Origin of the sequence: Trichococcus patagoniensis, assembly GCF_003051085.1 — a bacterium.
Taxonomy (GTDB): Bacteria; Bacillota; Bacilli; order Lactobacillales; family Aerococcaceae; genus Trichococcus; species Trichococcus patagoniensis.
Genome location: NZ_QAOM01000010.1, coordinates 19,392 through 32,395 on the forward strand (window position 1 = coordinate 19,392; position 13,004 = coordinate 32,395).

Here is a 13,004-nt window from a genome sequence, read left to right on the forward strand (position 1 = left end):
GTTTCTTGGGAAATAGGCCGGCCGGCGCAGGCTATTTTCGTAAATAACGGTTTAGCTAATATATTGCGGGCAACATATAAATGCTGACCTTTAATTTTTTCTTAACAATACTCTTTCAAGTGTAAAGTAAAAAACTGCTGATGTCCATGAAAAGCCAGTACTTGGTGTCAAGATGTGGATAATAGACAGTTTCATAAGGGCATATTCAACTCTGAAGAATTCGCCCAGTATCCTATTGGGGATGGAAGGATAAAAAAGAGCGCACTGAAAATCAGAGCCGTGCCCGCAGAGTGAGCCATACTGCAAAAAAACACCCATGCATAGCGGAGGCCCAAGAGGGGCTATTCCGTTTTCTATCCAAGGATGTTTTACAAGCTCCGATGTCCCCCCGTATCCAAACTCAGTGTCCCGTATTCATCCCCATATTTCGGGAAAGAGAGTTGGGTCATTGTGGTTGCCTCTTCCATAATTATGCCGCTGTCACTAGGACCTGTCTGAGCGACAGCGACTTCCTGCGGGAAAAACATACGCGTCATGTAAAAAGCGTAAGAGATATTATCAAAAAAAGCCAAGGAAAGTAGCGTAATGCCGGATACGAATAGCCGTACCGGGATGCCAATCAGTGTATCGATCCTCCGCCGCTTTGCCCGCTTTCTAAAAATATGCCTATTTTCCAACAAATTCGCAATTTTATCAAAAAATGATTTCCCTCTATTTGGTATTTGTTGAAATATACAAGGAAACAGAAAACGACGTTCTACTTTCGAATGTAATTATATTATTCCATGAACATCATGATCCCACCGTTTATAGTCCTATAGGACTATAAATAACTTCTACCGTAATTGTATTAATGGGCTATAATCCCACCTGAATAATTTTTTAGGTCTAAAGTAAGAAAGTGCTGATATCCATGGAATCCCATCATTTGGCACAAGATGTGGATAAGAGAGATTTCCAAAAAAATATCTGTTCTTGAAGAATAAGAGCAATTGTTCAATTTCGAATGGAAGGGAAAAAAGCGCACTGAAAATCAGATGTAATGATTATCAGTGCGCTTTTGTTATTTTTCGGTGTATCGTTTTCAATCCTAACCGCGGGTATATTGCTTTCAAGTAACAACGATTTCAATTTTTAGGATGACGGTATTGCCCGACATCGCCAAATGGGAGCTGATATCTTCATTAATGTCGCCGAGGTGCATAGCTTCATAGGGATGCACCGGCGCATCCTCGAACGGAATGGATAAGGCAATGAAACCTTCATAACAATAGAGCCCGCCCGCATGGACGGTTGTCGTCAATGGAATACTTGAGAACGGCAGCGGATTCGGCAACGGTGCATAGTATTCCTGATCGGCATATATCTTCAATTGAAACTCAAGCGGTCCTTGGAATCCTAGCATATCCGTGACCATGTTTTCCTGCATAGTTGCAGTATAGGCAATGCCGTCGATCGTCAATTTCATTGTTTTTGCCATTGTGAAACCTTCTTTCGGTAGTCTTCAGAACGGAATCGATCCGATTTTTAACAGACTAGCACTTGAAGTGGACTCCAAGTCAACATAAAATAGAGGGAAACAAGTTTATTTCGACAAAACAAAAGGCCGGCACCCCATTTCGGGAGTGTTGGCCTTTTGTCGGACAATATTTAAAAGTTTTTAAGGAGAATGGGGGATTCGAACCCCCGCGCGCCTTTCGACACCTAACGCATTTCGAGTGCGTCCTCTTCAGCCGGACTTGAGTAATTCTCCATAAATGACATTATACCGCTTTTCGAACAATCAGAAAAGATTATTTTTCAAAAAGTACCTAAAAGGGCAGAAAAAGTTTTGAAAAGAGATCCTGTCGATGAAGCGCGCTAAAACGGAAATATAAAGGTTTTGTTCCTTGATGGATTAAATTATGGTAATATACAATTTTGTGTACTCATCTTTTTATTACTTTTGCATAAATCAGGAGGAATTTGAATTGTATAAACTATTGAATAACTGGTACAAGCTGAGTCTTGTCAAACGCATCATCGCCGGTCTGATCACAGGCATCATCCTTGCCTTAACGATTCCCGATGTAGCGAAGCCAATCACCATTTTTGGATCTTTGTTTGTCGGTGCTTTAAAAGCGATCGCTCCAATGTTAGTATTTTTCTTGGTTGCATCCGCGATTTCGCAGCATAAAAAAGGGCAACAGACGAACATGAAATCTGTCATCGTGCTCTACCTTTTAGGGACCTTCTCGGCGGCACTCGTAGCAGTGGTCGCGAGCTTCATATTCCCGGTGACTTTGACATTAGGGGCCGGAGCCGAGGATGTCACAGCTCCAGGCGGTGTGGTGGAAGTCCTGAAGGCGCTGCTCCTGAACGTCGTGGATAATCCAGTCAAGGCGCTCTACAATGCCAATTATATCGGCATCCTGTCATGGGCTCTTATGCTCGGGTTTACTTTGAAGAATGCCGCAGCTTCAACGAAACTGATGCTATCCAATGTTTCTGATGCACTGACGGAAATGGTCAGAATTGTAATTGCCTTCGCTCCTTTAGGGATCATGGGGCTTGTCTTCGATGTCATCGCAACTAGCGGAATCGGTGTTCTGTTAGGCTACGGAAAACTGCTTGCGGTCCTGATCGGCTGTATGCTGTTCGTGGCTTTGGTCGTTAACCCGATCATCGTCTACAGCTATATCCGTTCCAATCCGTTCCCGCTCGTCTTCAGATGCTTGAGAGAAAGTGGAATCACGGCTTTCTTCACAAGAAGTTCTGCTGCGAACATTCCCGTGAACATGACCCTGTGTGATGATCTGGGACTGGACAGGGACACTTATTCTGTATCCATTCCGCTAGGCGCGACCATCAATATGGCCGGCGCCGCGGTTACGATTTCCGTCCTTACCTTGGCAGCGGTCAACACCTTGGGCATCCCAGTGGACTTCGGAACAGCCCTCATCCTGAGTATCCTGGCAGCGGTCAGTGCTTGTGGGGCATCGGGTGTAGCTGGTGGCTCCCTGCTGCTTATCCCGCTTGCAGCAAGCTTGTTCGGCATCCCGAACGATGTGGCTATGCAAATAGTCGGTGTCGGTTTCATCATCGGAGTCCTGCAGGATTCATTCGAAACAGCCCTTAATTCATCGACGGATGTCCTGTTCACTGCGACTGCAGAATTCGCGAAACGACGCAAGGAAGGCATCAAAGCCTGATTGAAGACAGAATAGCAAAAAACCACTGATCCATGTCGGATTAGTGGTTTTTTTTTGAATAGACAATAAATATTTGAATTTATAATTCTGAGCATTTTTTACAGTGAATTTCGAATTGATTTGAATCAGTCTTCCGTCCCCAAAATTTGATTAATCTCTTGTGACAGCAGGTCTGCCTTACCGCCGAATACGGCTTGGATGCCGCCTTGCACTTCGAAAACAGCAGTTGCTCCGAGATTCTTGATGGAATTTTTATCTACGATCGAACCGTCCTTGACGGAAACACGCAGACGGGTTGCACAAGCAGTGACGGATTCGATATTCGCTTCATTTCCTAATGCTTGAATGATGATTTGTGCTTCATCATTTAATGTAGAAGCCTTACCGGAAGCTGCAACCGGAACGTTTGCGTCAGATTCTGATTCATCCATACCAGGCACCATCACTTTGAATTTCGTGATCAAGAAGCGGAATACGAAGTAATAGATCAATGCCCAAACGATTCCGATCGGGATTACCCATATCCAGTTTGTTTTGGCATTGCCTTGCAGTGGACCGAACAGGAAGAAGTCGATGAACCCACCGGAGAAAGTGTTTCCGATACGGATGCTCAATAAGTCAGCAACAAAGAAGGATACACCATCAAGGAAGGCATGGACCACATACAACCAAGGTGCGACGAACAAGAACATATATTCAAGTGGTTCGGTAATACCGGTCAAGAATGAAGTCAGAGCACTACTGAAATACAGACCGGCATTTTTTTGGCGGTTCTGCTTCGGAATGGAGTGGTACATCGCTAAAGAAGCAGCCGGCAAACCGAACATCATTGTAGCGAAACGACCGGCGAAGAAACGGGTTCCGTAAGTGTAAAGGCCTGTATGATTCGGATCAGCCAATTGCGCGAAGAAGATGTTCTGGGCACCAGAAATGGTTTGACCCGCTACAACTTCGGTTCCGCCCAAAGAGCTATACCAAAACAGCGGATAAATCGTATGGTGCAAACCGACCGCACCGGTCAAGCGAAGCAAAAATCCATACAAGAACGTTCCAAAACTTCCCATCGCTGCGATGGCTGTACCGGCGGATGTCAGTGCGCCTTGGATCGGTGGCCAAATCAGGTAAAAGAATGCCCCAAGAATGATAGCTGCAAATGAGGCTGCAATCGGGATAAAACGCGAGCCCCCGAAGAAACCCAAAAACTGCGGCAATTCGATTTTACGATAACGATTATGCAGGAAGGCAACGGTACTTCCGACAACTATTGAACCAACAACCCCAGTGTCGATCGAAGCGCCTTCTGCGGAAAATAATTGCAGAAAACCACTGATGGTTGCGACGAAAACAACGTAACCCACACCGCCGGCCAAACCAGCAGTCCCTTTATCTCCGTTCGCGAGACCGACAGCGACCCCAATGGTGAAGATGAGCGCCAAATTGGCAAAGACGGCGCTTCCGGCAAAACTCATGATGCTCAGGATCACTTGCAACCAGCCAATGTCAAGGAAAGGATAGGCCGCCAATGTGCTTGGATTGGTCAATGCGCCACCGAAACCAAGCAAGAGGCCGGCAGCCGGTAAAATGGCGATTGGGAGCATCATGGCTCTTCCAATTTGAGAGAATTTTTTAAACATGTTTTCCACTCCTTATTTTAAGTTGTCAATGAAACGTTTCGCTATTTCTTTAGGCCGTGTGATGGCACCTCCTACGACAATTCCTGCTACACCCAATTCCTGGATTGCTTTAGCTTGTTCAGGCGTATGGATTTTACCTTCGGCGATGACATCCACACCGGCTTCCACCAGTTTTTTCATCAAGGTGATATCCGGCCCATCCTGTTGGGTGCTTTCCTCAGTGTAACCGCTTAGCGTTGTGCCGACAAAATCGATTCCTTCATTAAAGGCATTCAGGCCTTCCTCAAACGTGGCAATATCTGCCATGAACAATTGATCGGGATATTTCTCCTTGATTTCTTTGATGAAGGCATTGATCGTTTTGCCGTCATAGCGTTCCCTCAAGGTGCAGTCCAAGGCGATGACTTCCACACCCGTTTCAACCAATTCATCGATTTCCTTCAGGGTAGCCGTAATGAAGGGTGCTTGAGGGGGGTAATCACGTTTGATGATCCCGATGATCGGTAAATCAACCTTTTCCTTAATCTGTTGGATATCCCTCACCGATTCAGCACGAATCCCGACTGCGCCCGCTTGTTCAGCTGCAAGAGCCATCAAAGGCATGATGCCGCCTTCTTCTGTATATAAAGGTTCTCCTGGTTGCGCTTGACATGAGACAATGATGCCGCCACGGACTTTGTTGATGAAATCTTCCTTCTTCATGGATATTTCCTCCGTTATTTATTTTATTCCGGAGATTATCTCCGTAATTGAAATATAGCATACGCTTTCATGTTTGTAAATAGGTAATTTGCATTTTAAAAAGTTCGTGTATAATGAGAGACATAAACATGAAAAGGAATGACTTTATGGGACTAGCTCAACTGATCCAAGAAAAATATCACGCCTTGACGAAATCCGAGAAACGGATTGCGGATTACTTACTGAAAAATCAAGAACAGGCCATGTATCAGACAATGAAGGATGTAACCGAGGCGGTAAAAGTAGGCGATGCCACGCTGATCCGTTTCTCCCAAAAGCTTGGCTTTAACGGTTTTTCCGATTTGAAGATTGCCATCGCCAAAGAGGAATTCGCCAATCAGTATGAAGGCGATAATGAGCATCAATTTTACGATCGGATTTTGGAGAATCAAATCAAAGTTTTGGAATCGACCCGGCAGCTGCTCGATCCGGATGTAGTCTTGCAGGCAATCGAAGCCATCACTAAAGCAAAGCGGATCTACATCATCGGTGTGGGCTCGAGTGGGTTGTCGGCAGCTTCCTTGGAAAAGATGCTGCTCCGGGTAGGGGTACATGCGAATCACATAGTGGATCCGCATTTTCAGGCGCATGCCTTAGCGCTGCTGGGACCGGAAGACCTCGTGATTTGTTTCTCCTTGAGTGGTCGCACCAAGGATATCCACGATTCTTTGAAAATAGCCAAAGAGAACCATACACCGATCATTGCCATCACCAATTTCAAATCCTCGCCGATTGCTGCATTAGGCGACATTGTCCTGCAAACCGCCAATGTGGAATTTTTTGATGGCGGATCGCTCGCCGGGAAAATTTCGCAATTGTATATTTCGGAGACGCTGGTGCGGGGATATGAAATAAAGAATAAAATCAAAACGGTCGAATTGCGAGAAAAGGTATTGCGTTCCATTATTGATAAAACACTGGATTAATTTTGCAGCGGCATTATCCACCCGTCTCTGCAACAGTCACTAGCGACGCAGCCCATAGTGTAATTATATTATGGGCAGGCGCGCTATTTTTGCATGGATGAAAAGAAACAGGCAGTTTATGCAACTTTGTTGAACAGAAATTTTTGAGCAAAATAGTTGCTCAAAAATATGCTATAATTGAAGAAAGAATGAGGATGGACAAGTGAGTGTTCGGTACTTTGCATAAGAGCACGAGTCGTAGGAGGTTGATTATGGGGGAAGAGAAGCAAACGGACATAAAACAGCTGAAAAGTCCGATCAACAAGGAAATCATGAACATCGCGTGGCCAGTTCTGATCGAACTGGTCCTGAGTTCGTTGTTTGGGATGATCAACATGATGATGCTGGGTAATATCGCGGATCATGCCTATGCTGCAGCGGCCGTTTCGGCGGTCGGAGTGACGAACCAACCGCTGTTCCTTGGGCTCGCAGTTGTACAGGCGTTGAATATAGGCGGCACAGCTTTGATTGCTCGCTATTTCGGAGCCGGAAAACACGACCGGATGGAAAACGTCATGAAGCATGTCATGATCATCAGCATGATCCTTTCCGCCCCATTGGCCCTGGCCGCCTTTGTCTATTCCGATCAGATCATGGCCTTTATGGGCGCGCAGCCCGATACAGTCGAAGTCGGCCGGCTCTATTTCCGCATCATCTGCATCAGTTACCTATTTCAATCCTTCAATTTTAGCATTTCCGGTTCCTTGCGCGGGATCGGCGAAACCCAGATTCCGATGGGCGTGAATTTGCAAGCGAATTTCCTGAACGTCATCGGTAACGCCTTGCTGATTTACGGGCTGTTCGGAGTACCAGCTCTGGGCATCCAAGGCGCGGCGATTTCGACCGTCATCGCCAACACGGTGGCTTGCTTCCTGCTGATCCGTTACTTGCGTTCCGGCAAGAGCAAGCTGAATTTTTCGTTCGCGCATCCTTTTCATTTTTCGATGAAAACAATGAAGAGTCTGGCGAAAATCGGACTGCCCTCAGCGCTGGAACAGTTGGCGCTGCGTTCCGGAATGATTCTCTTCATCCAAATCGTGTCGGGCTTGGGGACGGTGGTCTTTGCCGCCCATAACATCGGCATGAACATCCTGACGCTGTCGTTTACACTGGGTCAAGCTTTCGGAATCGCGGCTTCGTCCTTGGTCGGCAGGGCATTGGGCGCGGGTGATGCAAAGTTGGCCGAAAACTATGCCTCGCGGACCGGTAAAATTGGCAGCCTGTGTGGTGCGATCCTCGGATTGGCCTTCTTTTTCGGTGCCGAGTATATCGTCAGTTTCTATTCCAGTGATCCCGAAATCATCCGGAACGCCGCAATCGCCATCCGGGTTGCGGCCATCACGCAGCCTTTTCAGTCGCATCAACTGATTGTCGCAGGTTCCTTGCGTGGGGCCGGGGATACGATTTTCCCGCTGATTTCGACTTTCCTTGGTATTTTGATCATCCGAGTCGCAGCCGCCACCTTCTTTGTGCAGGTGCTCGGACTGGGCATTCTCGGTGCTTGGTTGGCCGTCATGTTGGATCAGATCATCCGCTGGTTCCTGATCGCGATGCGTTTCCGGTCCGGCAAATGGAAAAAGCTGAAGCTGGCCTAAGTTAACTCGAGAAAAGGGCTAGCTATGCTTCCTCCAAAAATTTAATAAGCTTCAATTTGTCCGCCGCTTTCTGAGAAAGAGGCGGATTTTTTTCACATGCATTGGCGAAAAATGGTATACTGTTCAATGAGAGAACGGTTACAAATCGGGGCGTGATATCCGTATTTGGGACACCGAAATAAAGGAGGATGACCAGTATGGGAGGACAATTGATACTGATTCGGCATGGAATCGCAGAAGAGCGTACGCCTGAAGGGGATGACTTCTACAGAAAACTGACGGAAGCAGGAGTGGAGGAAATGAACGCTTTTCTGTCCGACATCGCACCCTTGCTGACAGAGCACAGAAATTTAAAAATATGGACGAGCCCGTTGGTAAGAGCGCGCCAGACTGCCGAATTGGTGGGTGAAGCCACGGCTGTTGAAGAGATCCAACAGCAGGAATTTTTGGCTACCGGAGATTACGTGGCCTTCATGGAGGCACTGGAACAAGAGGCCGAGGGTTTTACTGTGGCGCTAGTCGGGCACGAACCATACATGAGCATCTGGACGAAAGAATTGATCGGTGCCGCGATTCCCTTCAAAAAAGGGGCGGTGGCCTTCTTTACGGTGGATTTCGCGGATGATCCGATCGGGAATTTGGAATGGTTAGTTGATCCAGGCGAATCAGCGAAATGCAAACACGATGAAGCGGACAAAAAGCATGCGGCGGATAAACACGAAGGGACAGCGGATTGTGGTCCGTGCGATGGCGAAGATACTTTGTACGCCGACATCATCAAAGAACAGATGGCAGGCGTTCAGCATGCCTATGCCGCTTATCAACAAGACCCTGTCGAGCCGGAATCGGCGCATGATCTGCGGGTAACAATCCGCCAATTGCGGGCTTTGCTGAACTTCAATAAGGCGAACGGCGAGGAGAAATATTACCGGGAAGCGGGCGAGGATTGGCGAGAAATCGCTACCACCTTCGGGTATCTACGTGAACTGGATGTGCTTATGGAGGAATGCCGCGAGCTGCGCGGGTTGTATCCGGCTATGCTGGCCGAGGACGGCCAAGTCATGACCTGGTTGATGGAAGAACGCCAAGCGGAACAGGACAGCATCCATGAATTGATCACGAGCGGCGCATTGACTGAACGCATTCTCGATGCGGAGGCCGCTACGGCCCAGTACTTGAAATCCATCAACTTGGATGATGATCAGCAGAAAAAAGCGACAATCAAAAAGCTGGAAAAAATGAAGAAACGCTTGATGCGCAAGTGGGAAGAAGTCGATTTCTCAAACCATGAAGAGACCCACAGCTTGCGCATCAACGCCAAGAAACTTCGTTATGCCGCGACCTACCTCGCCCCGATTACCGGAGAGAAGGATAAGACGGTCATCAAGGAGATGAAAAAAATCCAGACGGGTCTCGGAACGCTTTGCGACCTGGACATCAATGGTAACCTGCTTTTGGAGATGGCCGAAAATACGGAAGATCCCGAACTGCAAAACCATTTCAGAATACTTAGTGCACATCAATTCAAGCGCCGGGAAGCCATTTTGAATGATGAAGATGACTGAAAAAACAACAGCTCGTCCTTTGACCGCATATCGGTCAGATGGCGGGCTGTACCTTTACCAGAAAAAATCCTCCTATACTTATTTTCACGACTCTGCTATCATGATAATTAGATTGTAAGTGTATACAGAAAAGGAGGTGTTTAAATTGGGAACAATGAAAGATGTAGCAGCTTTAGCCAAGGTGGGGGTCGGTACCGTATCGCGTGTGCTGAACAATTCCGGAGCTGTAAAAGAATCGACCCGCCGAAAAGTGGAAGCGGCGATGAAAGAGTTGAATTATATTCCGAATGCCTATGCGCGCGGCCTGAAGATGAACAAGACGCATACGATCGCATTGATCATTCCGACAATCTGGCATCCGTTTTTCTCGGAGTTCGCCTACTATGTGGAGCGCAATTTGTCCGAGCATAAATACAAGCTGCTCTTGTGCAACTCTGATGTCAGCAATGACAAGGAGCTGGAATATATCCAGATGGTCCAAGAAAACAAAGTGGACGGCATCATCGGCATCACCTATTCGGATTTGGATAATTTTGTCTCGTCGCATTTGCCTTTTGTTACCATCGACCGTCATTTCAAGGAAGAAACGGTCTGCGTCACATCGGACAACTTCCATGCAGGTGAGTTAGCGGTAGAAAAGTTGGTTGAGAAGGGTTGTCATAAACTCGGCTATGTCGGAACCCATTCACGCTTTCCTAGCGAGACGACGAAGAGAAGGGATGGCTTTGAAGCGCAGGCTGGACTTATGGGAGTTCCTTATGCCATCTACGATGGGGAAGACCCTGTTGTGGAATTCAAGCAAGAGATACGAACTTTTTTCGAAAAAAATCCGGATGTGGATGGCGTATTCGCCCACACCGATTTCATTGCTTTGGACATTCTCGAAGTTTTGGATGAAATGAAACGCAAAGTGCCGGAGGAAGTGCAGATCATCGGATGCGATGGCATCAAGATGGAAGCCGGGCGCAGACAGATCGTATCGACAATCCGTCAGCCTGTGGATCTGATGGCCAAAGCCGCAGTCGAAAAAATCATCCAAGTGATCGACGGCGAACCCGTCAAAACGAAGATCACTTTTCCTGTCCATTACCTAGAAGGGCCGACGACGAAAAATAAAAAGTTAAAATAATATGATTTAGGTATTGACAGAAAACGGTTACTGAATTATTATATGTTTAAATCAAAAACATATTTTTTTGAAGAAAAGTGGAAACGTTTCAATTACCGAATAAACGTTTCCCTATTTCTGAAATCGCGGGCAGGTTGGTTATCGATCAACCGCACCGATTTCAAAAGTAGCATGCCGATTCTTTGGCGCTGGCTGACCCAAGCGATTGGATCAGTCGCTGAAATTCTTCATAAACTATTTTTTTGAAAAAAAGTGGAAACGTTTCTATTCTGAAAAAAGACGTTTCTGAATTTTTTGAAGCAAAGTGGAAACGTTTCAATTTTCAAAAGGAGGAGTTAGATCAGTCATGAAAAAAAGCCAGACAAGCATCAAACCAAAGGGCACACAAACAAAATGGGAATTCATCCAACAGCACAGAATGCTCTATTACATGCTGTTGCCGGGACTGTTACTCACACTGGTATTTAAATATTTCCCGATGTACGGCATTCTCTTGGCTTTCAAGGATTACAACCCGCTGCGTGGGATCATGGGAAGCGAATGGATGGGAGTGGAAAACTTCGTAAAGTTCATCGACTCACCGAACTTCTCCGTGTTATTGGAGAATACGCTCAAAATAAGTATTTATGGACTGATTTTGGGATTCTTCCCGCCGATCCTTTTGGCATTATCCTTGAACCATCTGATCAGCACAAAATGGAAAAAGAGATTCCAACTGATTCTGTATGCACCGAACTTCATTTCCTTGGTGATTGTTGTGGGGATGCTGTTCATGTTCCTGGCCGCAGATGGCCCCATCAACGGATTCATACAGGCTATAACCGGTTCGCGGATTACCTTCATGACGGATCCTGATTATTTCCGGACTTTATACATCCTATCCGGTATTTGGCAAGGTATGGGATGGGCGTCGGTTCTCTACACAGCCACATTAGCCAACGTAAGCCAAGATCTGATCGATGCAGCGCATATGGATGGCGCTAATATCTTGTACCGCATCTGGTACATCGATCTTCCGGCGCTGCGCCCGATCATGGTCATCCAGTTCATCCTTTCTGTCGGGGGTATCATGAACGTTGGTTATGAGAAAGCGTTCCTGATGCAAACATCGATGAACCTGCCTGTTTCGGAAATCATTTCGACCTACGTCTATAAAGTCGGTCTGCAGATGGGCGATTATGGCTACTCCACTGCCGTTGGGCTATTCAATACAGTCATTAACATCATCTTGTTGCTTACTGTGAATGCAGTCGCGAACAAGGTCGGCAGTGAAGATGCCGCATTATAGAGAGGAGGATAAACATGATAACCTTAACAAAATTTGATCGTCGCATTCTGTTTCTGAACCGCATTCTGATAGGTTTCTTGGTACTGGTTACCTTATCGCCCTTGCTATATGTGCTCATCGCTTCCTTCATGGATCCGTATATTCTTCGTTCACAAGGGTTGAGCCTGAATCCTGCCAATTGGAGCGTGGAAGGGTATAAACGGGTGCTGCAAGACCCCGCAATCGTTCGCGGTTTCTTGAATTCCATCTTTTATTCAACCGCATACAGTGCCTTGACAGTAGGCGTTTCGATCCTCACGGCCTACCCGCTTTCGAAGAAGAAGCTGATAGGGAAAAGACCCATCACGATTTTCTTGATCATCACCATGTTCCTCGGTGGAGGATTGGTTCCGACCTATCTGTTGGTGAAGAACTTGGGCATGCTGAATACGGTCTGGGCGATCATCCTTCCCGGATCGATCAATATCTGGAACATCATCCTGGCGCGGACGTACTTTCAACAATTGCCTACCGAGTTGGAGGAGGCAGCCATCATTGATGGCGCAAACGAAATGCAGATATTCTTCAAAATCATGCTGCCGCTGGCAAAACCGATCATTTTCGTATTGTTCCTCTATGCCTTTGTAGGACAATGGAATTCCTACTTTGACGCCATGATTTACCTGAACGATGCAGACCTGCAGCCGCTGCAAATAGTGCTGCGAAAAATACTGATCCAAAATCAACCGCAGCAAGATATGATCGGATCCGCCACCCAGATGGCAGAAATGGCCCAATTGGCCGAACTGATCAAATACTCGACGATCGTCCTCTCCAGCTTGCCGCTTCTGGTGATGTATCCTTTCTTCCAGAAGTACTTCGATAAAGGGATGATGGCAGGTTCACTTAAAGGTTAG

10 protein-coding genes and 1 tRNA gene are annotated in these 13,004 nt (G+C 46.7%); 7 read left to right on the forward strand and 4 right to left on the reverse strand.

Annotation, left to right across the window (positions count from 1 at the left end; genetic code table 11):
* Positions 1-1,111: 1,111 nt before the first annotated feature.
* Both C8U37_RS08065 and C8U37_RS08070 read right to left on the reverse strand, forming a co-directional pair.
* The gene (locus C8U37_RS08065; protein WP_108032735.1) at positions 1,112-1,480 is read right to left on the reverse strand and encodes a cyclophilin-like fold protein; all 369 of its coding nucleotides are present in this window, start codon (positions 1,478-1,480) and stop codon (positions 1,112-1,114) included.
* Between the two features lie 183 nt (positions 1,481-1,663).
* Positions 1,664-1,753, reverse strand: a tRNA-Ser gene (locus C8U37_RS08070).
* Positions 1,754-1,970: 217 nt separating this feature from the next.
* On the opposite strand from C8U37_RS08070, the gene sstT reads away from it, so the two are divergent.
* On the forward strand, positions 1,971-3,191 hold the full coding sequence (gene sstT, locus C8U37_RS08075) for a serine/threonine transporter SstT (protein ID WP_108032736.1): 1,221 nt from the start codon (positions 1,971-1,973) through the stop codon (positions 3,189-3,191).
* 125 nt (positions 3,192-3,316) lie between these two features.
* On the opposite strand, the gene C8U37_RS08080 is transcribed toward sstT, so the two are convergent.
* Together C8U37_RS08080 and C8U37_RS08085 are read right to left on the reverse strand one after the other, a co-directional pair.
* Positions 3,317-4,825, reverse strand: coding sequence for a PTS transporter subunit EIIC (locus C8U37_RS08080; RefSeq protein WP_108032737.1), 1,509 nt, complete (start codon positions 4,823-4,825; stop codon positions 3,317-3,319).
* Positions 4,826-4,837: 12 nt separating this feature from the next.
* Positions 4,838-5,527 carry an N-acetylmannosamine-6-phosphate 2-epimerase gene (locus C8U37_RS08085; RefSeq protein WP_108032738.1) on the reverse strand — a complete coding sequence of 230 codons (690 nt, stop codon included), beginning with the start codon at positions 5,525-5,527 and terminating at the stop codon, positions 4,838-4,840.
* Positions 5,528-5,673: 146 nt separating this feature from the next.
* Here C8U37_RS08085 and C8U37_RS08090 point away from each other — a divergent pair, with 146 nt between their 5' ends.
* From C8U37_RS08090 to C8U37_RS08115, 6 genes are all read left to right on the forward strand, one after another.
* A complete protein-coding gene (locus tag C8U37_RS08090; protein WP_108032739.1) occupies positions 5,674-6,492 on the forward strand; it encodes a MurR/RpiR family transcriptional regulator in 819 nt (272 codons plus the stop codon).
* 251 nt (positions 6,493-6,743) lie between these two features.
* Positions 6,744-8,126, forward strand: coding sequence for an MATE family efflux transporter (locus C8U37_RS08095; RefSeq protein WP_108032740.1), 1,383 nt, complete (start codon positions 6,744-6,746; stop codon positions 8,124-8,126).
* A 197-nt stretch (positions 8,127-8,323) separates the two neighbouring features.
* Positions 8,324-9,691, forward strand: a complete 1,368-nt coding sequence (locus C8U37_RS08100) for a CHAD domain-containing protein (RefSeq protein WP_170100227.1) — start codon at positions 8,324-8,326, stop codon at positions 9,689-9,691.
* A 154-nt stretch (positions 9,692-9,845) separates the two neighbouring features.
* Complete coding sequence (locus C8U37_RS08105; protein ID WP_108032824.1) at positions 9,846-10,820, forward strand: LacI family DNA-binding transcriptional regulator; 975 nt, start codon at positions 9,846-9,848, stop codon at positions 10,818-10,820.
* A gap of 367 nt (positions 10,821-11,187) precedes the next feature.
* Positions 11,188-12,108: an ABC transporter permease gene (locus C8U37_RS08110; protein WP_425445661.1), complete on the forward strand. Its 921-nt coding sequence runs from the start codon at positions 11,188-11,190 to the stop codon at positions 12,106-12,108.
* Positions 12,109-12,122: 14 nt separating this feature from the next.
* A complete protein-coding gene (locus C8U37_RS08115) occupies positions 12,123-13,004 on the forward strand; it encodes a carbohydrate ABC transporter permease (protein WP_108032743.1) in 882 nt (293 codons plus the stop codon).